Origin of the sequence: Pseudoalteromonas sp. MMG022 (assembly GCF_021654245.1) — a bacterium.
GTDB lineage: Bacteria > Pseudomonadota > Gammaproteobacteria > Enterobacterales > Alteromonadaceae > Pseudoalteromonas > Pseudoalteromonas amylolytica.
In genome coordinates this window covers 77,240-101,390 of record NZ_JAKFZQ010000017.1, presented here as the reverse complement: position 1 = coordinate 101,390, position 24,151 = coordinate 77,240, and the positions used below count along the sequence as shown (strand labels likewise).

The 24,151-nt window shown below is 44.2% G+C and carries 20 protein-coding genes and 1 riboswitch; of the genes, 9 read left to right on the top strand and 11 right to left on the bottom strand.

The features are described 5' to 3' along the window. A partial coding sequence (locus L1070_RS15230) for a hypothetical protein (protein WP_237126178.1) occupies positions 1–538 on the top strand: 538 nt, incomplete at its 5' end. 116 nt (positions 539–654) lie between these two features. On the opposite strand, the gene L1070_RS15225 is transcribed toward L1070_RS15230, so the two are convergent. Further along, positions 655–2,751 carry a M12 family metallo-peptidase gene (locus L1070_RS15225; RefSeq protein WP_237126177.1) on the bottom strand — a complete coding sequence of 699 codons (2,097 nt, stop codon included), beginning with the start codon at positions 2,749–2,751 and terminating at the stop codon, positions 655–657. A 69-nt stretch (positions 2,752–2,820) separates the two neighbouring features. Beyond that, a riboswitch (cyclic di-GMP riboswitch) is annotated at positions 2,821–2,908 on the bottom strand. Positions 2,909–3,241: 333 nt separating this feature from the next. Here L1070_RS15225 and L1070_RS15220 point away from each other — a divergent pair. Then, entirely contained in the window at positions 3,242–3,544 is a 303-nt protein-coding gene (locus tag L1070_RS15220; RefSeq protein ID WP_237126176.1) for a hypothetical protein, read from the top strand. A 73-nt stretch (positions 3,545–3,617) separates the two neighbouring features. Beyond that, positions 3,618–4,463 carry a carboxylate/amino acid/amine transporter gene (locus L1070_RS15215; protein WP_237126175.1) on the top strand — a complete coding sequence of 282 codons (846 nt, stop codon included), beginning with the start codon at positions 3,618–3,620 and terminating at the stop codon, positions 4,461–4,463. 37 nt (positions 4,464–4,500) lie between these two features. Here L1070_RS15215 and L1070_RS15210 read toward each other — a convergent pair whose 3' ends face one another. The 4 genes from L1070_RS15210 to L1070_RS15195 form a co-directional block, all read right to left on the bottom strand. Beyond that, on the bottom strand, positions 4,501–6,000 hold the full coding sequence (locus tag L1070_RS15210; RefSeq protein ID WP_237126174.1) for a calcium-binding protein: 1,500 nt from the start codon (positions 5,998–6,000) through the stop codon (positions 4,501–4,503). 160 nt (positions 6,001–6,160) lie between these two features. Beyond that, on the bottom strand, positions 6,161–8,434 hold the full coding sequence (gene katG, locus L1070_RS15205) for a catalase/peroxidase HPI (RefSeq protein ID WP_237126173.1): 2,274 nt from the start codon (positions 8,432–8,434) through the stop codon (positions 6,161–6,163). Between the two features lie 294 nt (positions 8,435–8,728). Continuing rightward, positions 8,729–10,072 (bottom strand): S41 family peptidase, encoded by a 1,344-nt coding sequence (locus L1070_RS15200; protein ID WP_237126172.1) that lies wholly within the window; start codon positions 10,070–10,072, stop codon positions 8,729–8,731. A 104-nt stretch (positions 10,073–10,176) separates the two neighbouring features. After that, positions 10,177–11,028 carry a GNAT family N-acetyltransferase gene (locus L1070_RS15195; protein WP_237126171.1) on the bottom strand — a complete coding sequence of 284 codons (852 nt, stop codon included), beginning with the start codon at positions 11,026–11,028 and terminating at the stop codon, positions 10,177–10,179. 308 nt (positions 11,029–11,336) lie between these two features. On the opposite strand from L1070_RS15195, the gene L1070_RS15190 reads away from it, so the two are divergent. Beyond that, positions 11,337–12,014, top strand: coding sequence for an alpha/beta hydrolase (locus L1070_RS15190; RefSeq protein WP_237126184.1), 678 nt, complete (start codon positions 11,337–11,339; stop codon positions 12,012–12,014). Positions 12,015–12,042: 28 nt separating this feature from the next. Here L1070_RS15190 and L1070_RS15185 read toward each other — a convergent pair whose 3' ends face one another. Further along, entirely contained in the window at positions 12,043–12,990 is a 948-nt protein-coding gene (locus L1070_RS15185; RefSeq protein ID WP_237126170.1) for an alpha/beta hydrolase, read from the bottom strand. A 266-nt stretch (positions 12,991–13,256) separates the two neighbouring features. On the opposite strand from L1070_RS15185, the gene L1070_RS15180 reads away from it, so the two are divergent. The 3 genes from L1070_RS15180 to L1070_RS15170 all read left to right on the top strand — a co-directional run bounded on the left by L1070_RS15180 (position 13,257) and on the right by L1070_RS15170 (position 14,771). Next, positions 13,257–13,436: a ribosome alternative rescue factor ArfA gene (locus L1070_RS15180; protein WP_070985654.1), complete on the top strand. Its 180-nt coding sequence runs from the start codon at positions 13,257–13,259 to the stop codon at positions 13,434–13,436. Positions 13,437–13,720: 284 nt separating this feature from the next. Then, on the top strand, positions 13,721–14,356 hold the full coding sequence (gene pnuC / locus L1070_RS15175; protein ID WP_070985653.1) for a nicotinamide riboside transporter PnuC: 636 nt from the start codon (positions 13,721–13,723) through the stop codon (positions 14,354–14,356). A 34-nt stretch (positions 14,357–14,390) separates the two neighbouring features. Continuing rightward, entirely contained in the window at positions 14,391–14,771 is a 381-nt protein-coding gene (locus L1070_RS15170) for an MmcQ/YjbR family DNA-binding protein (protein ID WP_237126169.1), read from the top strand. 32 nt (positions 14,772–14,803) lie between these two features. On the opposite strand, the gene L1070_RS15165 is transcribed toward L1070_RS15170, so the two are convergent. Further along, the gene (locus L1070_RS15165) at positions 14,804–16,903 is read right to left on the bottom strand and encodes a PocR ligand-binding domain-containing protein (protein ID WP_237126168.1); all 2,100 of its coding nucleotides are present in this window, start codon (positions 16,901–16,903) and stop codon (positions 14,804–14,806) included. 416 nt (positions 16,904–17,319) lie between these two features. On the opposite strand from L1070_RS15165, the gene L1070_RS15160 reads away from it, so the two are divergent. Beyond that, complete coding sequence (locus L1070_RS15160; protein WP_237126167.1) at positions 17,320–17,769, top strand: Hsp20 family protein; 450 nt, start codon at positions 17,320–17,322, stop codon at positions 17,767–17,769. Between the two features lie 71 nt (positions 17,770–17,840). Here L1070_RS15160 and L1070_RS15155 read toward each other — a convergent pair whose 3' ends face one another. From L1070_RS15155 to L1070_RS15135, 3 genes are all read right to left on the bottom strand, one after another. Next, positions 17,841–18,803: a bile acid:sodium symporter gene (locus tag L1070_RS15155; RefSeq protein ID WP_237126183.1), complete on the bottom strand. Its 963-nt coding sequence runs from the start codon at positions 18,801–18,803 to the stop codon at positions 17,841–17,843. 103 nt (positions 18,804–18,906) lie between these two features. Then, the gene (locus L1070_RS20360; RefSeq protein ID WP_275423289.1) at positions 18,907–21,216 is read right to left on the bottom strand and encodes a TonB-dependent receptor; all 2,310 of its coding nucleotides are present in this window, start codon (positions 21,214–21,216) and stop codon (positions 18,907–18,909) included. Positions 21,217–21,300: 84 nt separating this feature from the next. Beyond that, positions 21,301–22,452 carry an AraC family transcriptional regulator gene (locus L1070_RS15135; protein WP_237126166.1) on the bottom strand — a complete coding sequence of 384 codons (1,152 nt, stop codon included), beginning with the start codon at positions 22,450–22,452 and terminating at the stop codon, positions 21,301–21,303. A gap of 144 nt (positions 22,453–22,596) precedes the next feature. Here L1070_RS15135 and L1070_RS15130 point away from each other — a divergent pair, with 144 nt between their 5' ends. Next, entirely contained in the window at positions 22,597–23,289 is a 693-nt protein-coding gene (locus L1070_RS15130) for a hypothetical protein (protein ID WP_237126165.1), read from the top strand. A 6-nt stretch (positions 23,290–23,295) separates the two neighbouring features. On the opposite strand, the gene L1070_RS15125 is transcribed toward L1070_RS15130, so the two are convergent. Further along, on the bottom strand, positions 23,296–24,036 hold the full coding sequence (locus L1070_RS15125) for a transporter substrate-binding domain-containing protein (protein ID WP_237126164.1): 741 nt from the start codon (positions 24,034–24,036) through the stop codon (positions 23,296–23,298). Positions 24,037–24,151 lie beyond the last annotated feature (115 nt).

Below are 24,151 nucleotides of genomic sequence, written 5' to 3'. Positions count from 1 at the left end.
GTGGCCCATAGAGATCAATCATGACACCGTGAAACAAGATGTATTACATGACAGTGTTATTAAACAGCACCGCTATGGAAAGTGGCTACAAGCGCTATTCAATATCTGGATGCGCAATGATGATCCTAGCATCTATATTCGTTCATTTTTTAACATTTTGACTGTCTTACACGGCAGTAAGGCTCATATTGACTCGATAGGCAATGATGTACTGAATATGTTTGTGGTGAACACACAAGGTCAGATTGAATACCCTGATTATTTCCGCTCTGCCAAAGATGGCGGATGCAAAACGGACTTACATATATCTGATGGAGTTTCTCAACTGGAACAGGAACCCATGTTTGCTAAACTCCTGAAGCTTAAAAACTATCGGCCACTAGATTGCCAGCAATGCCCACATAAGGCGTTATGTGGTGGTGGTTTTTTACCCGGTAGGGTCAAAGGAGAGCAATTAGATTTAAGCCAAAAATCTATTTTATGTGACGATCATTATATGTTGTTCGACACCGTGAAAAGTGTTTTAGGGCAAGACTGAGCAGTCGATAGACCGCTGAGATAGAATTATTGGCCTTATCAATGTGATGTGAGCAGCACAGCCTGCAAAAAAAGCAGCCAAGTGGCTGCTTTTGGTGATATCTAAGGGAGATATGTCTAATTAGTACACTTTTTGCCTTTACAGGGTTTATCTGAGCCACCGTCTGTGGTGCTGGTCACGCTCACTACCTGCCATATCGTCCACTCAGAACTGGCTATTTCATTCACTGCACGTACTCGATAACGAAATGTCCCCTTACCGCTGTTATCAGTGTATGTGGTTTCATTGCTGCTAACAGGTGCCACCAGCTGGGTTGCCTGCCAGCGACCGTTTTTGTGTTGTGACTCTCGCTGTACTTCAAATACCAGCTCATTGTCACTGTTGTCTTGCCAATTTAATAAAGCGGTACCGTCTTGAGCGTCAAGCACTGATAAATTGCTTGGTGGAGCAGGGGGCAAAGGTTTTGGCGTTGGGGTATGTGTGGTAGCACACAAACTTGCAGATGGCACCGTGGTGTTACCTGTTAAATCTTTTGCTTGTACGCTGAAGCAATATTGAGTCTGTGATTGTAGTGCCGTTGCCGTAAACACAGTATCACTTTGCCAGTCACTGCCTTGGCAGATATTGCCATTTTGTGTGCAGTCAAAGCGATAGCTTACGACACCACCATTGTCATCAATAGCGCTAACAGCCTGCATTGTAATTTCTGAATCACTCATCGCTGTTGGAGCTTGAGCAAAACTCATAGGATTAGGATCTGGTGGTGTATTATCAGGGGTTGCAGGAGTCACTTGACCCTGTAAATAGAAATGGCCTTGACTTGCATAGTCGCTTGCATATGGGCCCGCAGCACCAAACACTTCTAGCGTATAAACCCCTTGTGCGAGATCTATCTGAATACTAGCACTGGTATCGTTATGGGTATTATTAGTTGCGACCACTGTGCCACTACTGTCGTATAAATTCAGGCCAATATCCAGATTAGCACCACGCTTGTTGCTGCGAGGAAATACATCCCAGGCAGGGATGGCAATAAATTCAGCGGGACCACTGCCCACACTGAACTGAAACCAGTCACTGTCACTGACTTGCACGCTACCTTTGTTGCCTGTAGATACGTTGTCGGGGTCTATTTGGCGGTTAGTCGCAGAAAATCCACCTTGGCTGTCTACTTGCAAAATAACAGGGTTATCACTGCTACCTTCGGTGTCGATTGTCATGCCTAATTTGGTTGCGATGATCGCGATATCATCCTGATTTTGGTTGGCATCGGGGTATTCCCCTTTACTCCATTGGGTCACATTTTTATAGTAGCTGGCGCCCATAATTGGCGCCCAACTGCTCGGAGCGCTATCATTGCCAAGGCCTGGATAGTAGCTTTGCGTGGAAGTGCCATCATGGCTTAATCCCAAATTGTGGCCAAGCTCATGAGAGCCTGCTTCAGCCATATAAGATGCGACGCCGCTGCCTAGGCGGTTGTAGTACACAAACGCAGGTTGATAGTAAGTAAAATTACTGCGGCCCCACACGTTCACGTAGGCCACGCCCCCGGCACCTTGATGTGGCATGGCATAGCCAGACAGATCGGTGTCTTTGGTAAATAACACCCAGCCAACATTCGGACCAAACTCAACGGGAGCTTCTGTTGTGACATCAATGTCAAAGGCGGCGAAATCATCCGCCATGCGGTTCCAGATGTCATGAATACGCGCGCGTTCATTTTCATTGAATGTACTTGGATCGCCATCTAAATCATAGGGCGCTGAATCAAAAGTGGCACCGCTTCCCCATGCGCGACCGCTGACAATGCCGCCATCGAAATCTAAAAACACTTTGTTATTAGAACTTGGGTTACTGTGTAGTTTAAACACATCCACAGGCGGCAACGTGTATGCTTGTTCAGAATCGTTCGCTAGGCCGTCAACCAAAGCTTCTTCGATGTAGAACAGCTCACCGCTGCTATCGGCTTGCATCAGCAAGGTATCAATAGCTGGAATTGCCAGTTCTTGTAGTTGTACAAGCGCCTTTTGTTGGGCGTGAGGGGGTAATTTGCTGAGGCTAGTTTTTAGTTTGCCATTTGGTAAATTGTTGATGGCTTTTATTGGCAATGCTGTTTGTGGTGTGTTTTTGCCAGCGGCATAGGCGGTAGAGCCTAATGCCATACCAATACACCCACAAAGCATGACAGCTTTGCTTTTTGTTAATAATTTCATTTTATGCTCCAAATAATAACAACTTGGTCATTTGGAACGGAAAGATAGGCAGCCGAATGGTTTGGCTGCGCTAGCAATCCCGCTATCATAGGGCTGTTGACCCCTTAGACCGGTGACTTTGCGCCCCATCCTTTCGAATGGTTTGCCCATAGCGTCGAATAAGCCGACCAAAGAACTCTAACAAATAATTGCAAAGATGAAAACAAATCAATCAACTGTGTTAAATTTAGGTAATTTATTATATTTCTGAAAAGTTAAGTTAAATAATACTATGTGTGCAGCCAGCATAGGCTGTACAGATTAAAGTCTATAAAAACAAGTGGAATATCCCAGATACAAGAAATTAACGTATTTACTCTAGATAGGACTGGTAATTATAAAGTTGACTTGTATAATTGACTCAATTTGAGTACCCAATAAAGGGGCTTAAGTTCAGGAATGGCAAATTGGATATATGTCAGGGAGTTTTATCGTTGTCTAAGGAGAGATTATGAATAAAGAAAGTATAGAAAGTCATATCGCGTTGGCACAAATGAAGAAGCAAGTTCAATTGGAAGCTGAATTAGCGTCGCTACGTCCCAACGTGTTGTCACACTGTGTTAAAGCGTTGAGCGTATGTGCTTTGGCATTTGGCTGGAGCGCACTAGTGCCTAGTAGCTCAGAACAGCTCACTTCTTACTGCTTGCTCTACGGCACAATATTGATAGGCGTAAACATGTGCTATGAAAGTTATCGCACCAATAAACGCATAGATACCCTTTACAAACTTTTAAAAAGAACGGCTCATGAGTGAGTAAAGCTTCACAATAGGTGAATCACGACACGTGATTGTGTACGATAGCATTTTTGGGTAAAGCGCAGGCTGTATGCAATATCTTATTTCGGTAACCTTGTTGTGGGCTTTTTCATTTAGCTTGATAGGCGTATATTTGGCAGGACAAGTAGACGCTTGGTTCAGTGTGCTGGTGCGTATTACTTTGGCGACCTGTGTATTTCTTCCCTTCTTAAAGCTGTCTGTAATACCCAAAAAGCTTGCCGCCAAATTGATGCTGGTAGGTGCTATTCAATTGGGTGCGATGTACGGCTTTTACTATCATTCGTTTTTATTTTTAAGTGTGCCAGAGGTGCTGCTCTTTACCGTTATGACGCCACTGTATATTACCCTGTTCAATGACCTGCTGGCGAAGCGCTTTCATATCGGCTTTTTAGTGGCAGCTTTAATCGCCGTGATAGGCGCGATAGCGATTCGCTATGAAGGCGTAGATGGGCAGTTTTTGATTGGTATGCTGTTGGTACAGGGCGCAAATATATGTTTTGCAACAGGGCAGGTGATGTATAAACGGCTGATGCAAGACAAGGAAATTCCCCAGCAAAGCGTATTTGCTTGGTTTTTTATCGGTGCGTTAGCCGTTGCTGTTTCTTGCTTTGCTGCATTTGGCGATGTAACAGGTTTACCAACAACGGCTGTGCAGTGGAGTGTCCTTATCTATTTGGGAGTCATAGCGTCAGGGTTGGGTTATTTTGCGTGGAACAAAGGGGCTACAGTTGTGGATGTCGGTGTATTGGCTGTTATGAATAATATGCTTATCCCTGCGGGCATTTTAGTCAACGTGGCTATTTGGAATCGAGACGCGGACATTATGCGGCTTGCTATTGGTGGTGCCATTATTATGTCTGCGCTTTGGGTGAACAAAAGGTTGAGTAACGCTTAACGGGCGAACCCGGCATGAGATGCCGGGTTAGTAAGTGTTATTGGCAATCTACCACACTACCTGTTTGGTTGTAGCAGGTCTGGATTTGTTGCAAAATGTGCTTACATTTATAAGCAACGTTATTCTCCATACAGTTTATATAGGTGCCGTAAATACCTGAGCCAACGTTGTAATCAACACGCCACTCGTAGTATGAGTAGGGTTTTGTAGATTGATCTTCCAACCAGCGTTGAAATACGGCACTGGAAACTATATCGAATAGTGCGGTGGGGCGAGGGCCATAACTACGCCAACCATTATTTAAGCCTGTGTATGAACCAGGCATTTCTACCACAGCATTGGCGGCGTCATAGTAGGGGTTATCGAAGTTACTTTTCTTATCAACTTTAGATAGCAGTCCTTGATAGTCATCAACCCAAGTGATGCCCTCACAGCTATTTAAAAATAATACCCCTTTATCATCACCCTTGCCGCAACTGCCCTCAGGAAAAGCATCGGCTGTCCAAATGTAATCGGCATTTCTACCACCTTGAATTTTTGCGTCAAACTCCGTTGACGAAGTAATAATGACGTCATTGCCGCTACCACCTTCTTGTCGTGAGTTTTCTAAGTAAGTGAAGAGAATATCGTCGCCGCCGTTGCCCCATGCTTTGTGCCATTTGCTACTATTGACGACATCACCATCGCCTACTTCAAAGAGGGCGTCTTTACCGTTACCGCCGTATAGTCGGTCTTCGCGACCCTTATTACCGGTTAGATAATCATCGCCGTCTTCACCGTAGAGTTTGTCATTCCCCTTATCACCACTTAGCACGTCGTCACCGCTTCCGCCGTATAAGGTGTCGCCACCATCGCTGTTGCTGTTACAGCCACTTTGTTCGTAAATATAGCCATTATTGGCATTAGCAAGACGGCACCCTCCACCGAGATAGTCATTATCATTACCACCCATAAGCAGGTCACTACCTTGGCCACCCATGAGTAAATCACCACCATTGTCACCAACGATTACGTCATCATTCTGATCGCCAAACAGTTGGTCATGGTCGTTTCCTCCCGTAATGTGATCATTGCCATAGCCGCCATAGATCACATCGCTACCGTCTTGTCCGTGCAACATATCATTGCCAGCACGACCATAAATCGTGTCATTACCTGCACCACCATACACTCTATCTTGTTGCGAGCCTGTGGTAATTGTGTCATTACCATTTTCGCCATAGACGTACTGCATGACTGCGACATCTTGTCCATTGAAGGTGTCATTCCCTGCGCCCAATCTGGCTTCAATAAACATGATTTGGCTGAGGTAAAATGTATCGCAGCTGGTGTTACCGCTGGCGGTTCTAGTAACGGTTAATGTGTCTTGCGAAGTGTTAAATGAAAATGACTCGGACTCAGCAGAACCTGCAATTCTTAGTGAAACGCCCTCTAAAGTAGCACTGGCTCCATCGCCTATACCGTTACAAGAAGCCATTGCATAGTTTGATAGGCCCAGCGACAGAGCAAGGCACAAAGAGCTTAATTTAAACGCCATTAGTTTATCCTTATATTTGATTATATTGGTCTTTATGAGTGTTTAAGAACTCATTTGGCGCTAAGGTAGCGTTGAATCGTGCAAAGAAAATGGAGAAAATTCGGGTGGTTAGTGGAAAAAGGCACTGAGTATGGTTGCTCAGTGCCTACAAAGGATACGTTTAGCGGTCTAAATTCATCACCTTGGTCCACGCTTTGATAAAGTCGTCCACAAACTTTTGTTTTGACGTATCGAATGCATACACTTCCGCCACAGCACGTAACTCAGAGTTAGAACCAAAGATCAAATCAACTGAAGTCGCGCTCCATTTCGGCTCACCCGTTTGACGGTCAAAACCTTGATATATACCTTGCTCTGATGACTTTCTCCAAACTGTTGACATGTCGAGTAAGTTTACGAAAAAGTCGTTACTTAAGGTGCCTGGCTGATTGGTGAATACGCCATGTTTCACCCCCTGATAATTTGCATCTAATACGCGCATACCACCAATCAGTACAGTCATCTGTGGCACACTCAGGTTGAGTTGATCGGCTTTATCAATCAGCATTTCAGTGGGTGACTTATAGCTGTTTTGTTTGTCAAAGTAGTTTCTAAAACCATCGGCACTGAGCTCTAGCAAGCTAAATGAGTTCACATCGGTTTGTGCCTGTGTTGCATCCGCTCGACCAGGAATAAATGGTACCGATACTGCGTAACCCGCGTCTTTAGCTGCTTTTTCAATGGCCGCATTTGCAGCTAACACAATCAAATCCGCCAAAGAAACACGACTGCTGTTGAACATACCGCCATTGAAATTTGATTGGATGTTGCTGAGCACTTTAATGACTTTTTGTGTTTCCACGGGGTTATTAACTTGCCAATCTTTTTGTGGTGCCAGTGCTATACGGGCACCATTGACGCCACCGCGTTTGTCCGCTGCGCGATAGCTTGCTGCAGCGCCCCAAGCTACTCGAACGAGCTCAGACACACTTAGACCTGAATCTAACACCTGTTTTTTCAGCTCGTTAATATCATCATTGTCTAGCTTTGATGCGGTTTTTTCATCAATTGGGTCTTGCCATATCATGGTTTCTTTCGGTACTTCCTTGCCAAGAAAGTTACGTGCAGGCCCCATATCTCTGTGGGTTAATTTGTACCATGCTTTGGCAAATGCCAAACGGTACTGCTCAGGGTCCGCTAAAAACCGCTCCGCTATCTTGCGATATTCAGGGTCGAACTTCAGTGCTAAATCAGCGGTTGTCATCACTGGTGGATTAAACTTACCTTTGATATGGGCATCTGGCACTGCTTTATGCAGCGACTCATCGGTTGGTATCCATTGAATTGCGCCAGCTGGGCTGCGTGTTTGCTGCCATTCAAAGTTCAATAGGTTACTTAAATACAAAGAGGTCCACTTAGTGGGGGCTTGCGTCCAAGCGCCTTCTAAACCGCTGGTTACGGTGTCTTCTGAGTGTCCTTTACCGCAGGTGTTTTTCCAACCAAGGCCTTGTTGCTCAATGTCTGCAGCACCAGGTTCTTTACCCACGCAATCTTTTGGTTTGTGTGCACCATGCATTTTACCAAAGGTGTGGCCACCAGCTATCAGCGCTAAGGTCTCTTCATCATTCATAGCCATTCGAGAGAACGCGGTACGAATATTTTTTGCAGAACCCAAGGGATCGGGAACGCCTCTCGGGCCTTCTGGATTGACGTAGATAAGCCCCATATGGGTTGCGCCGAGTGGACGCTGAAGTTTGCCGTCCCGTTCGTGTCTATCGCTGGCCAGCATTTCCAACTCTGGACCCCAGTATACCAAGTCTGGTTCCCAATCATCAGCACGGCCACCGGCAAAGCCAAAGGTTTTAAAACCCATATTTTCTAGCGAAACGTTGCCAGCCAATACCATCAGGTCAGCCCAAGACAATGCTTCACCATACTGTTGTTTTACCGGCCATAACAAGCGACGAGCTTTGTCTAAATTACCATTGTCTGGCCAGCTATTGAGTGGGTCAAAACGTTGTTGCCCACCATCTGCGCCACCACGGCCATCTAATGTACGATAGGTACCTGCGCTGTGCCATGTCATGCGGATGAAAAACGGACCATAGTTGCCAAAGTCAGCGGGCCACCAGTCTTGAGATGTTGTAAGCAGCGCATCTATATCTTGTTTTACTTGGTCTAAATCTAAGCTGCTAAATGCTTTGGCGTAATCAAAATCTTCACCATATGGATTTGACCGAGCATCATGATCACGTAATGGCGCTAAATTTAATTGATCGGGCCACCAAAATTGATTTGTTTTTGCTTGTCCTGCTTTGGCTACACCACTGCCGATAGCCCCTTGAGGCTTACTCATCTGGGCTTTTTCTTGGTTTTGTGCGGATGCACCGCCAGAAATTAGTAGCAAACCGACCAAACTGGCCAGTAGTCGCTTGTTAAAAAGTCGCTCATTCATGGTAAGTTTCCTTAAAGTTTACCTGCCTCCGCAAGGGGGCGATTAATTTGCATACTCACTACATTGACCTGAGAATGGTGAAATACCAGGTCACAATAAACACAAGCGGTTTGATATCTTTTGCGCCCGCGTTTGAAATCGTTGCCAAGAGTATAGGAAAGGGCGGTGGGTTTATGAGCGAATTAAAACGATTGGCTTAATCGAAAAACTTGATGTTTAGATTGATGTTAGAGATCTGAATTGGACTGGAGCCCAAACATACAGGCTCCAGTAAGGTGAGGAAATTTAAAGCCGTTAAAGTATATTTTCGGGTAAGCTTGCTTGTGTCAAAGAGATATCGGGCACAACAGGCGTCATTTGAGTAACACCACTTGGGCGGGTCAGTAAAAATCGTGGTGAAATCATTTGCAGCTGACTGTGCGTGAGTGTAGTGAATTGGATGCCACCGCTTTGTGTGCTGCGACCACCTGTTTGGGTACCTATAAGCTGAGCAAATTTATAGTCCTGTACGGTGTTTGCAAACACAACAGATGATGAGTAAGTACCCGTACCTATTAGAAGGGACACTTTGCCAGTGTAGAAGTTATCCAGCTGTAGGTCTGGTTGGATTAAGCGGGTATTTTCACCTTGTTCAATATTGCCAACAATTTGCCCCGGATCACGATATTTTAATAAAATCTTTGAGCGGTAAGTTGAAAAGTGCCGATAGGGCTTATCGGCGATATAACGCAATATGCCTGCCATCCACATATCGTCGTTACCACCTCCGTTTTTGCTGATATCAATGATTAAGTGATTAATGTTCTTTTCTTTGATATCCGTGAATACACCGTCCATAAAGGTGAGGTATTGTTTAAAACCATCCCATGCAAACGTGTTCACGCGTAATATGGCTGTGTTGTCTTGATAGGTGACATTGAATTCCTCTGCAAAGGTAGACGTTGCGAGGCTTTTCGGTAGTGCAGCCTTGGCGCTGAGCGTAATACTGTGTGGTTTACCTTTGTGCGTCAGGTTGATATGAAAGGAATCTTGTGGGCCAAATGTCATATAAAATAAGCGATTAAACTGACTTTCTAGCACGCTTTGGCGAAAAGCCAGTGTGTCGCCATGGGTATTGGTGAGTAAGAGTTGCAACATGCTGGTGGCGCTGATGCCATTGATAGATTCTATTTTAGCGCCTTGATAGCGGCTAGTTTGTGTGCCTAGGTCTCGTGCCACATAAATGCCGTCATCGTTTATATGCACTTCTAGTGGAAGCAATGCTGTTCCCTGCGCAATCCATTGACGCCACTGTGACGTTGAGCCATGCCCTACCTTAATGTGACCATCTGCGAGCATGGAGTTAAGTGGGGCCATGTGTTGCCACAGTGTCATTGCGGTCATTGGGGATTTAATCGCGCTTTTGATCTGCACTACTTTTTGATAAAAGGCATCAACATCTTCTACGCTGTGCGATAAATCTGGATGAGTCTGATGTAGCCAGTTAAACCACTGCTCAATATCTTGATGTGCTTGTGAAACAGAAAGAAGCCCTTGAAAAGGCGCTACGGGTGTAGTTTGTGCTTTGCTTGTCAACGAAGTAAGTATACAAAAAATGAAAACCAGAGTGAGGGAAACAAGCCGAGTTGGGTACAGCATAATAGTCCTTTGTTATTTTTTAAGGGTATGACGCGATGATTTTCCAAAAGGTTTAAGGCAACTTTGATATTTTTATGGTTTTAAAGTCAAAGCGCCTTGTTTTATTAGCCTATTTCAAATGATGTTACGCCGTATGTTCTTTCGAGAGATAGCTTTGGTGTGTTGCCCGTGTACATTCTGGCGGTTTCAAAATCAGGTGCCATACCATGGTCGTTAGCCAGAGCAACCGCGGCGTCATTAACTTCAGGAACATCTAAATAAATTGTGTCTGTTGTGGAGATTTTAGCGCGTAGGGCTTGAAAAAGTTGCTCTGCCTCAGCTTTACTATTCGCAAATAGGGGGCCTATTTTATAGCCTTGTCGACAAGGGCGGATCACGCCATACCCCGCGATTTTTCCTTCGTTCATGATAGCGAGAGCGTGGCTGTTAGCTTGGGTTACCCAGCATTTGAGAAAGCTTTCACGCTTGGCAGGGAAAAACGCCTGTTCGTAGTCAAGTACAGTAGCGATGGGCAGATCACTTAGCGATACGATGTTGCTGGCTAGCGGTTCTGTACCACCGCCTGTGCCCGCAAAACGGATGTTACGATAGGCAAGTTTAAAACCAGACTTTTTATAGTTATCTTGCTGAGCAACAACACCATCGAGCGCGATATTACAGCCATTCAAATATTGCAGTCCAGCTTGCCATATTTGCCAGCCAAAACCTAAGCCTCGATACTCGGGTTTAACGATATAAAAGCCTAAAAATCCGAAACTATCATTGTATTTCACCACAGAGATAGATGCGATGGGTTCATCACCCAAATAGCCCATCAAGAAACCATTAGGATCGGCTCGATAATAGCACTGAGCGTCACTGAGCCCAGGATTCCAGCCCTCGCATGCTGCCCACTCAACGGCAATATCCAGCTCACTTGGGGTCATAGTTTTTATTGTAAGGGACCGATTTTCCATGCTTTCTCCTAAAGCGGTTATGCGAAGCGAACGTTGCAAAATTTATACTATCAAGCTTGAACTTATCCGTACAAGCATAGTTGAGAGTAGAGATTGTTTTAGTATAATCATATTGTTACGCACTCGTACAAAAATTTTCAATTCAGTAAGACTTAAGATTGAGCGACTAGTATTAAAGAGGTTGCTCATCGTTTTGATGCGCAACTTCATCGGTTTTAAATACACTGGAATGTTACCAGTTGGCAAGGGGCAACCATTGGCGCCCCTTTTTTAACTACCAATAACGTGAGGTAAGGAAAAGGAAAGTGATGAAACTTCGTATGGTAAGCTGCGCTTGGCTCACAGCGCTGATATCTTTCAATAGCTGGAGTGCGACTGTCTTGACGGCTCCACCAGAGTCTGTATCTACAAACGACAAATTTGTATTTTATCAACATGGTTACATAGTTGAGGGAACAAACCCAAAACCAATAAATACTAAAAACGGTTGGGGGGTTTATGATTTTCCAGCAATTAAACAAGCACTTGCTGATAAAAGCTATACTTTAATTGCACACCATAGAGCTAAAAACACTGACCCCTTTGCTTACGCCTATGAATTAAATCAACAGGTACGCACATTGGTTGAAAAAGGTGTTTCAGCAAGGAATATTACATTAGTTGGCTTTTCTCGAGGCTCGTTTATCGCGGGTGTTGCCTCTGATAAGCTCTCAGATTTAGAGATTAATACCGTGATATTGGCTGGCTGCGGTAGGCTTGTCTCTAGTAAACACACAGATATAAAGGTGTTTGGCCACGTGCTATCGGTCTATGAGCGCTCAGATGGCCCTCAAAGCTGCGCAGCTTTGGCCAAACGCAGTACACAAACGCGTTCGTTTAATGAAATTATGATCGATACTGGCCTTGAACATGGGGCATTTTACAAGCCAATGAACGAATGGGTTACCCCAGTAAAAGCATGGATTAAAGCACATATGGGAAGGTAGCCTCAGGTAAACCTCAGGTAAATGAGGTTTAGCTTTTCATGATGTGCAGCTCACATTTGCGAGCTTTTTTCTCAAGTCGCTTTCGTTCGGATTTAGTGACGTGCTTGGCAACCCATTTTGTCATTTTTTTCATCAACTCGGGTGGAAAATTATGGCCCATTCCTGGTACGACTTTTAGTTTAGCTTTACGTATGCTCTGCGCTGTTTTTTGGCCTGCACACAAGGGGAAGATGGGGTCTTCTAAACCATGAATAACCAGAGTTGGTGCTTTTATTTTAGGCAGTAAATGCTCCCGACTGCCGCTGTAAGTAAGCGCGACTAACTGGCGTTTGAAACCACTTGGAGTATGAGCACGAGCTACGCTCAACTTAGCCTGTTTTTGGAGCGTGTGTTCGTCTTGTGGATACCCAGGACTGCCAATTAATTGGTTTAACCTCACGAGGTAATTAATACTGGACGCCTCATTGTTTCTCACAGGTTGCAAGCGAAGCAGGCGCATAAAAAGCAAAAAGTTACGTGTACAAAGGCGGGGCATGGATGAAGATGACATCACGAGAGTCAGACTCAACACTTTCTTTTTATGCTTAGCAGCCAAAGATTGCGCTATCATACCGCCCATAGAAGCGCCGACTAAGTGCGCTTTTTTTATTCGTAAAGCGCCCATCAGTGCTAATGTATCCTGACACATATCTTCAAGGGTATAGGGGGCTGCGGCTGTGGATGCGAAGCGCTTTTTTAACCATGTTTGTACAAGGCTAGGACTACCATATTGCTCTAACTGAGTAGAAAGCCCCGTATCGCGATTATCAAAGCGCACGACACGAAAACCTTTTTTAACTAGTCCGTAAAAAAAGGGCTCTGGCCACACGGTCATTTGTGCGCCTAACCCCATTATTAAAATAATGGCAGGGGCCTCTTTGGGCCCTTCATCCTGATAATTCAGTGTAATACCGTGATCGGTTACAATGCTGGGCATAATAAAGCTCAAACGTTTGGCAAGTTAAATTTATTTTCTTACAGTATAGCGAGTGAGGTATGAAGGTTTGATAACAATACCCAGTAAACCAGATTAATCTGCTGGAAAAGCAGCAGTGAACTAAGTAAGTCCTTGTTTTTGTTTGTTTTAATGTGAGTTGGATAGAGTCAAAAAAACAGCATAAAAATTACTTGCATACAGCGGCATTTATGCCAATAATTCGCCCCGTCATTAGACGATTTAGTAGTCAATTTTAAGGAATTATCATGAGTAAAAAACAACACTGCCACGCCCATCAACGAGGTGAAATAAAAGATAATGCACTCAAAGCATTAGTCACCAGCCCACTGTTTAAAGTCAAAGTTGAAAAGGCGAAAAAAGGCAAAGGTAGCTTTAAACGCAACGCAAAACATAAAGGCCAAGAGCCTTATCTTAAGGCAGCGTAAGCAAGCTTTAAGATAAGGCTTTTTGTGCCACTCAATATAAACTTTTTTACCACTAATAGTTCCCTTCAGTTATTGGGGGAGATTGATTTTGCAAAGGATCGACTCCCCTCGCTCAAGCCAACTCCGCGTTTACCTAAAAATACATCATAAGTTGAAATTTAACGGGCTTTCACAAGGCGTACTCGCCAGAAGGGTGATAACATAATGCGACTTGATTTCAATTGCCTGTGTAAGGATGCGTCAGCATTGGAGAGTCTGTTAGTTACAATTGAGCATTAAAATATATGAATGAATTAGTTGGCTTTTTCCAACATGTTATCAGTGGCTTTCAAGCCATGTCAGTTTGGGAGTACAGCGCCGTATTATTGTCTATCGCTTACATGCTGTTGGCGATGAAGCAAAGTGCCTGGTGCTGGGTCGCAGGCGGTATCAGTACATTAATTTATACTTTGTTGTTTTTCAATGGCGCATTGTTGATGGAGTCGTTGCTAAACTTTTTTTATATGGCAATGGCGGTTTATGGCTGGTGGCAATGGCGACAAGGCCAAATGTTGGGGGCAAAACTCACTCTACATGAAGAAAATCAGTTACCGATCAGTAGTTGGTCATTACGCTCTCATACTCGGTTGATTGCCATCACAAGTGCGGTTGGTATAGCCCTTGGATATGTTATGGAGCATTACACCTATGCGGACTTTGCCTATTTGGACTCCCTGACGACTTGTTTTGGCGTCGTTGCCACCTACCTTCTCGCGAAAAAAGTGCTGGAGAACTGGTTATATTGGGTTGTGATTGATGCCGCATCAATTTATCTTTACGTAAGCAAGGGCTATTTCCCAACCGTGGTGCTGTTTGTATTTTATACCGTGTTGGCGGCTGTGAACTATAGCCAGTGGAGACAATCCTTACGCAACGACTAACATGTTACTACATGCTAAATAACAAGGAGGTTTTATGGATCACCTGCAGGTTCATCAATATTTTATGAACAAACCAGAAGCGACTGTGAGTCAGCCCTTTGGCGAAGGGGTTGATGTGTATAAGGTAAAAGACAAAATGTTCGCTACGCTTTCGTTTGGCAAGTACATGGGAGACAAACACAATGAAACGTGGCGAATTAACTTAAAATGTGAACCAGATGAAGCGCAAGCGCTTAGAGATATCTTCCCATCGGTTTTACCAGGTTACCACATGAATAAAAGGCTGTGGAACACCGTGTTGCTTGACGGCTCTATTCCACAAGGTGAAATTGAGCGAATGATTGACAATTCGTACCTGTTGGTGGTGAAAAAAATGCCGAAAAAGGCGCAAACATCATTACTGCTACATCTGTAATCAAGTAAATTAGAATGCGGTGGTTCGTCCTTTTACTGAAACACGGATAACTTCTTGTATAACAGGTTCATTTCAAGAGGTTTACCGAGCCAATCATCAAAGCCGACACGTTCATACATTGCAATATCATCACTCATAATGCTTGCAGTGAGTACGATAACTGGCGTGTTAGGACTATGTTGTTTGATATGATGACACGCGTTGATACCATCCATATTCGGCATATGGATATCCATAAGTACGATATCGGGGGTTACTGTTGCAAACTTCTCAATGGCGATTTGTCCATCTTTGGCGTGTACCAAAGTCGCCTTGGTATGCTTTAGCATCGTAGAGACGATAAGCCAGTTTATATCATTATCCTCGGCGACCAAAATACACTTACCTGATAAATCAGGTGCAGGGAATAGTTCAACTTTTTTTGACTGCGAGATGGTGCTGCTATCTGCTTCAAGCGGCAACGCGATGGTCACCGTTGTGCCTTTGCCCAACTGACTTTGTATATCAATAGTGCCATGCATTAGCGTTAATAGATTGCGAGTGATGGACATACCAAGCCCAGTGCCGCCAAAGTTACGGGTTGTGGAGGTATCGGCTTGTTCAAAACGTTCAAACAAAGCTTTTACGCCCTGTTCATCCATGCCTATACCGGTATCCGTGATGGTTATAACGGGCAGACGCTGGCCATTGTCAACTCGAGTCGTCAATGAAATTGTTACCTCACCTTGCTTGGTAAATTTAATGGCATTGGAAACTACATTGATAAGGATTTGCCGGATACGTGTGGGATCACCTAGCCACTGATCGTTGCTATCAGTACTAATATGGGCGCACAGTTTGATGTTCTTTTTGTGTGCGGTGGGACCTATGTCTGAGATGATCGTTTCTATGATTTGCGATAAAGACAGCCCGATCGATTCTAACTTTAACTTACCCGCCTCAAGCTTAGAAAAGTCTAAAATGTCGTTGATGATGGTGAGTAATGAGCGTGCCGATGTCAAAGAAGCATCTAGTAACTTTTTGTTCTGAGGTTCTGTGACTTGGTTCTCAAGCAATTGGAGCGAGCCTAACACGCCGTTCATTGGGGTTCTAATCTCGTGGCTCATATTAGCTAAGAAGTCACTCTTAGCGTTGCTAGCCATATTCGCTTTGTCTATGGCTTCTATCAAGTTGGCCTGTAGTGTCATTGACTCGGTAATATCTTGCACCACGGTCCAAATGCTCTTGACCCCCGTGGTTTCTTCTACCAAAACGCCATGTAATAGAACCGTTGCATAACTATTGGGTGCCACTTGTATGTGCACATTTAAATCTCCAAACGCTTTGCTTTTTGGCAACCCTACAATGGCTTTGTCAAAACTCTCTCTGTCTGCAGGTGCAATGAGTTCTCTCAGTGTTTGTGACATTAGGCTGAGTTTATCTGTGCCCACCAAGCGACTAAAGGCATCATTCGCCAGTAAGAATCGACCGTTGTCGATGCGGTTTTTGACTACTCCAATGGGAGCCATCTCAATAAACTTGGAGAATGAACTGGCGAGTACATCGTGTTCTTGCACCACCTTTTTATTCATCTGCTTTATTTTGATGGTATTTGCGCCCATTTCTGCAACCATTTCCGCTAGTTTGGCTAAAAAAGCAAAATGAGCTTCTATTTCAGATTCTGAATAAACTGGAACCCGCTGTATTGCATCAAGATATTGTTCTTCGTCAAACCCCACATTTCTAGCTTTTTGGCGAAACTCTTCAAGGTTTGGCGGTTCGAAAAAGAACTGTCCGGTAAATAGGTTGGCGATATGCTGGCCTTCTATAATAACGGGTGTGGCAACATCGACTAGCCCGTTTTTGCAGCGATAAACATTGTATTTATTACCTGCAGCTAAAGCACCCGCCAAAGCAGTATCACTTTCTAGGCAATTGGCGCAGGTTTGTTCATTTTTACGATGAAACTTGGTACAGGAATCTTGCCAGTTAGTGGCAATAAGCACATTACCATGCAAGTCAAGTAGTGCCGTAACCATTTTGGTCGCATTAGAGTAAAGCTCCAACAATTCGGTGAGCTTAGGGATATCGATCAGTTCTTCAACAAAATACTGCGGCGTGATTCGCAGCGCTGGATCCAAGTAATCAGGCATTTTATGGTATGGGCACTCTACTAATTAATGTAAATAGTAGCGTAAATTAGCATTTACCTCTATCTAAGTGCACCCATAATTAACTACAAAGTTACACTTTTTGAGGTCATCAAGGACACATTAATGTGTGTTCGCAATCAGGCATGTGGGCCGTTGTACCGTACTACGAAAAATACCCGTTCGAATACTCGATGTTTTAGTGAGTGCATTTAAAAAGTTATAAAAATCATAATGTTATAAGGATTTAAGGATAAAGTTGAAAAAAATATCTTGAAAAGGTTCTGTCCTGTCCATAGATAGAATTATGAGGACGCCGACAGGGTCCTCAAAAAATTTAACTTTATGTTTTACATGCTGTTTATTGGTTTATTTTAAAGAGTAAGCAGCTCAGTTATTGCTTTATGAGGATACAAATTATGCAAACAGTCGATCTATCTCCACTATACCGTTCATTCATTGGTTTTGACCATTTAGCGTCGCTAATGGATGCCGCTGCCCGAAATGAAAAGCAGCCTAGTTTCCCTCCTTACAATATTGAGGCGCTAGGTAAAGATAAGTATCAGATCACCATGGCGGTGGCTGGATTTGCTGAGCATGAATTATCTTTACAGTCTGAGGGAAATGCCTTATTGGTTAAGGGCGAAAAGCAGCAACAAAAGCAGCAAGATGATGACCGTCGTTTCATCCATCAGGGTATTGCACAGCGCAACTTTGAGCGTAAGTTCCAGCTCGGAGATCATGTAAAAGTACTCGGTGCCGAATTGGAAAATGGCCTGCTAGTCATTGACCTAGAACGTGAAGTTCCCGAGGCGTTAAAACCTCGCAAAATTGAAATTGGTACGAGTAAGCTACTCGAAAAAAAATAGCTTATAACATTTCCTTCTTACGTTGTTGATCCTAATCAAGCCGCCTTCAGGGCGGCTTTTTGTATTGGCTGTTATGATTGCTCTATTTGTGACTCTGCGTCAGGTTCAGGCGCTGTGCTTGATTCTTTGATGCTACGCTTGTGCCAATAGCCTGCCAAAATTGAACCACTCACGTTGTGCCATATGGAAAATAATGTGCCAGCGATAGCAGCCGCAGGGGAAAAGAATTTCATTGCCAGTGCAACAGCAAGCCCCGAGTTTTGCATGCCAACCTCGAATGCGATGGTTCGGCATACGGTCTCATCTTGCTTAAGACATTTAGGTATCCAGTAACCTAGCAGCAACCCTGTCGCGTTATGTACGACAATGGCCACAAATATAAGTAACCCGATGGTTTGCAGCTTAGCGCTATTTAACGCCACGATGATGGCAATGATAAACACAATGGCAGCCATCGACACGAACGGTAAATGGGGTTTGATATGATTGAGCTTATTGGTAAAAATGCGATTCATCAGTACGCCTATTGCTACCGGCAGCAGAACTATTTTCAAGAGGCTGGCGAGCATCGATGACACAGGAATATCAACCACTTGTCCAATCAACGCAGCAGTAAGAAAGGGGGTAAACATCACCCCAAGCAAGGTACTGATTGCGGTCATAGTGATAGATAAAGCAACATCCCCTTTGGCTAAATAGCACATCACATTACTTGCCGTGCCACCAGCCACCGTACCGACCAGCACCATGCCAATGAGTAAATCGGTATCAAACATGAGTAGGGTTGCCAAGGTGTACGCCATTAGAGGCATCACGGTAAATTGCAGCAATACGGCTATCAGTACCGCTTTTTTATGTTGTATTACTCGTAAAAAGTCTTGGCCTGTGAGTGTTAAACCCATACTCAACATGATCACCATGAGCATGGGAATGATGGCAGATTTAAAATCGATAAACAGGTGTGGAAAAAACAGTGCGATGGTACTGAGCAAGACTGCCCAAACGGGAAATAGTTGTGTTATGGCTGTCATGATAAGGCCGCTAATTTGTTCTGATTATTTTCAAGATAGTATCTTGTGTTACAACAACATACCATGCCAAGCTGCACCGACCACTTATGAGGTCAAAGCCGATAGATTAAAATTGATAACTAAGCGATAGGCCAAAGCGCCTTGGTGGGGCGAGATAATACTCAGCTACGCCAAAGGCAGCCGTAAAGTCATTAGCGCCTATCACATGATATTCATCCGTTAGATTGGTGACAAAAAATGATGCTTTTAGCTGTTGGGTGATAGGGTAACTAACGTAGAAATTCAGCAGCGACAGCGCATCTTGTTTGGCGTGTTCGTTATTAAATACATCATTGTAGATGTCACTGCGATACGCCCAACTCAGCCGCGTTGTAAGGTTGTGTTGATTAGTGATGGGCCAGACTTTACGTAGGCTCAAAGCGGTTGTCCAGCGGGGTGTTTTTATCAGTTTGCTGGCTTTGGTGACTTCTGTTGCATTACCTACATCGGTAAATTTGGCGTCCGTATAAGAGACACTGAAACTGAGGTTAACCGTTTTCGACAACAGTGCTTCGGCCTCTAGTTCAACACCTTTGGTTCGGGTGTTGCCTACATTGTCGATAAATATTTCAACACCGGAGTTCTCCCCTGATTCACCGCCGCGTAATTGCATGTCTCGATGTTCGAGCAAAAAAGCAGTGCCATTGAGGCGTAACTGACTGTCAAACCACTCTGAGCGGACGCCCAATTCAATTGAAGTGAGGTATTCCGGCTCAAATGGGCGAGCGGATACTACCGAGTTAGCAACGCCATTAAACCCTCCCGATTTAAAGCCACGTGCCGCGTTAATAAAGTACATGAAATCTTTCGTGGGTCTATATTGAAGTCCGAGTAACGGTGAGAAAACCCGCCAACTTTTCTCAATGGCGCCATCAGGGGCGCTATCTGTCCTATTAATCGCTATGACATCAGCAACATTTAAACGCGTTATCACTTGCTGCTTTTTCCGCTCCCAAGTTAAACGTGCACCCGTGGTAACACGCCACTTGGGCGCAAATTGATAGGTACTATGCGCAAATAGGGCAATGCTTTGGTTGTCAACTTCATTGTTAAATGTGTTATCAAGATCGAGGCCGAGATTAAGTGGGTTGTTTGGGCCGCCAATGGATGTAGGCGCGCTCAAAGGTGAACCATCAAGCGGTGAGGGCAGAGTTTCTAAACCCTGATATAAGCCCTCTAGAAATACAAACCTAAAGTTATAATCTATGTGCTCATCTATGGTGAACAACCCTAGCAGCCATTTAAAATCATTATTTTGATTGCCAGAGAGATTAAACTCTTGACTAAGTTGGCGCTGAGTTTGTTCATCATGAGTAAAACCGATATTGACGGGATTATTGTCAAAATCTCTACCATAAATGGCATCGAGTGTACGGTAACTGGTGATCGATTTTAGATGTAATTGCTCGTTAATATCCCAATCAATCGTGCCACGGTATCCTGTTTGGCTCAGGCGGTTTTCGTTTTCAGCGGTAGCTGCACTCAAAAAGGGGTCTGTAAAGGTGTGTAGTTCAGGAAGTGGTTCAATGGCTGGGGAGCCTGTTGCGACCAAATTATACAGTGAGATCAAATCGGCATCGTCATTTTTCTTACTAAGAACCGATGGGGCGCTACCATTATTTTGCAGCTGTCTGTCTAAGCTAAATTCAATGCTGAGCCTTTTTGAAGGTTGATAACGCAGTTTAGCTAAGACCCCCAACTCGTCTTGGCCGCCCTCCAAATCACCATTAAGTCGCTTAACAAAACCGTCTTCGGTGAACTTGGCCACAGCGACTCTGGCAGCCCATTGCTCATTCAATGGTTGATTGAGAAGGAAGGAAGCGTCAAAACGATTGAACTCACCCGCTGTGATCTGGGTGCGAACTTGCTGTTGGTCACTGACCTTACGAGTCAAGATATTGATAGCCCCACCAATCGAGTTTTTACCATACAACGTGCCCTGTGGTCCTCGCAGCACTTCAATACGTTCTATATCTAAAAAGTTAACAATGGACCCTGCGGAGCGAGCATGATAAACCCCATCGATATAAAGGCCAACGCTAGGGTCGGTGGTTGGAATGGGGTCTACTTGACCGACACCGCGGATGGTAATACCAGCACAGTGGGTACACCCTGAATTTTCTCCCACAGTGGTGATGTCTATATTAGGAATAAAATAGGCGGCGTCGACTAAGTTATCTAGTGCTCTTTGTGCTAGAAACTCTCTCGACATTACAGACACAGACAGCGGAGTGTTTTGCAGGTCTTCTTCAACCTTTCGTGCCTCAACCGTCACGTTCACCAGTTCGGTGAGATCTAAAGAAAATAAGTCGATGTCGTTACTGGCATAAATGGTAGGAGAACAGGCGGCAATAACACTGCAAAATATGTTGCGCATGCGCTTGCTTAGCAGCATTGATGTCATCCCCATTATTATAACTTTATTAGTCAAGTATAGACCTGAGTACGATAAAGTTTCAGGCTATTGCTTAGTAGACTTTTTAAATTGACTTGGTGTCATGTTAGTTCGACTTTTAAACGCTTTATAGAATGACGAACGGGCATTAAAGCCAACAGACATGGCAACGTCTAACACGTTGTGCTGATCTGACCGCAACATGTCTTTCGCCGCCTCAACTCGTGCGTTATTTATACATTCAAAAAATGACGTTTGCATGACCTGACTAAGCGTTTGTGAAACATACTGGCTAGGCTCGTTGATATGTTTAGCCAGCTTGTAAAGAGTCAATTGTGAGTCTAAATAAAGCTTATCACTTTCAATCGCTTGTTGTACTTTTTGGGCGATGCTTTGGCTTTGTTGTGAGCTAAGTGCCGAGCGTTGATAGCGGGGGAGTTGGATATTGTCTTGCTGGGCTTGCTGTTGATTTTCTTTATAGACAACAGCAAATCCAGGTTGTTGCGTTAAGCCAAAATAGCCCAACCACCATATTGTCAATAAGCACAGTAGCTGGCCCCAAATGGCATCAAAAATAGCCAAATTAACATCCATGATGGCCAACGAAGCCCATGTAGCACTTAGCAGCATGGCTACGACGATAAGCCGTAGCCACTTCAATTTCTTGTTGGTGAGATCACAAAACACATTTCTCAGTTGCATGTGGTAGCTATGCGTGAGCTTTGCCAAGTTGAGTAAATAACCCACGGTTTGTAAAAACCATATGGCAATCGTGAGCATAGTTGCAACGCTAATAAATACTGAGAAAAAGTCAGGTGTTACATCTTGGTCGCTGAAAAACATCTCTTGCAATAGTGAGTTGGGTGCTAACAAGGTGGCAAAGCTAAGCGACAAGCTCATAAATGCAGGAATAAAGTGTTTGCAATGTGACAGTTGAAAACACCATGGGGTGCTGGCAGTCAAAGCGCGTGCGTATAGCCACAAGCTCGGTGCTAACAGTAAAAAGCTGGGGGCCAAAATGGCGATGTAGCTAAATATATGTTGCTCAAAGCCCGCAAAAACCACTCCTCCGGCGCTGAGAAAAGTCAGCGCGAGAAGTAGTATAAAAAGCGGAATATAAAACGGCTGCTGGCGCATTCTATAGGCGATCAAATAGCAGGAAAACCCACCAACACCGAGTGTTACTCCCGATAACAACATCTCAAATGGTTGATCCATTCTACACTTCCACAAAAATATACTGTTGATTATTAAGCTTATATTTATTTTGTCAGTCTTCGCTAAGTGGCTTGGACGACACCTTTAGAGGTTGAGCATAGCATGAGTCTAAATCTTAATTATGGTTATTTTTTGGGAGCGGTTATGGCGCAATCAATCATACTTTTTGGCCACATTGCCAGTGGCACAGTCGCGGTACTTGCCGGATATACGGCGTTGTTTATGAAAAAAGGGGGTGTGGGGCACATCAAAGCGGGTCGCTGGTTTGTTATCGCGATGGTGTTAATGGCGATAACAGGGAGTGTGGTCGCTTTTATAAAGCCTATGATGATATCGGTGATTGCGGGCATGTATACACTTTATTTGGTACTTACCGCCGTGGCTGTATTTAGAGCTTCACAGTCGAGACAGGCGAGTGGTCACTATGTGCTTATGTACGCTGCGCTTGCCATTGGCTTGTACAGTTTTTACTGCGTGTATGTGGTGAGCCAGTCTGAAACAGGGCGATTTCAAGGGTTCTCTGCTGGGCCTTATATTATGTTTGGTGTGCTTGCCATAATCAGTGCGATGTTGGACCTACGTTACATAATGGCTAAACAAATCAGTCAACGCACCCGAGTGTCACGTCACGTTTGGCGTATGTGTTTTGCCATGTTTATTGCGGTGGGTTCATTTGTGGGCCAAGGATTACAGCATGCCCCTGAGGATATTCGTCACTTTTTGCTAGTTGAGTACGCAGATCTTATTATTTTGTTGCTTATGATGTATTGGCTGATACGTGTGAATGGCTTGCTGCCAAGAGTAAAGCAAAAGCTCTTAAAACGAACACAAAGCTAAAGGATATTATCTACTGGTGGCTGTCAATTGACTCAGCTTGTCGTAGCGACCATCAAGTTTCATTGCTTTAAGCACCTGTGAAAGTTGATGAGGGAGTTCTGGGTGGCGTTGTTTGTTGATATAGGTATGTAGCTTTACTTCAACTAGAGGAGGGTTATGGATTTTTATCTCGTGGGATGAAAGGGGCGAATTTTTCATTAAGCGCTGTGCAGTTGCTCTACTTGTCACCGTAATATCAGCCCTACCGGCGATGATAAGCTCGATGGCTTGATCAAAGTCATCTACTAAGATCACACCTTTAAAACGCGCTTGATTTTTATCCAAAAAAGCGGTGCCTCGCTCATAGGCGATGGTGTAGTGTTGCATGCTTTGCCAGCCATTTACCACAATACCTGACTTACCTATGACAGATTGATCAATTACTGCGATGGCCTCGTTGACTCGTATTAAATTCGGGTAGGTTGCAAGGTCTAAATCGCTGACTCTGAATAGCTCGCCATCTACCTTGCCCATGTTGGACCAGCTTAAGCTGCGTTTGCTTGGTAACGTTATTACGTTCAAGGTAAAGCCCAGCTCGGCCAACGCAACGCGCAGCACTTGCACTGTTTTTTGATACAAGGGAGTTCTTGGGTCGTTGGTCGTTGATAAAGTAAGTGGCTTTAACGCTTTGCTCTGAGCACCAAACGCTGGGCTATACAAACCATGTAAACATATAAAAACCACCACTAGGCAATACAGCTTTTTCAAGATAGGTCTTCTAGTTGTAACAATAATATTCAGTATAGGCGGTTTTTATTTTGATTTTTTAGTTTGCGGTGAATAGCCGACAACATTACTTATTTTTCAGTGGCAGTTATCATAG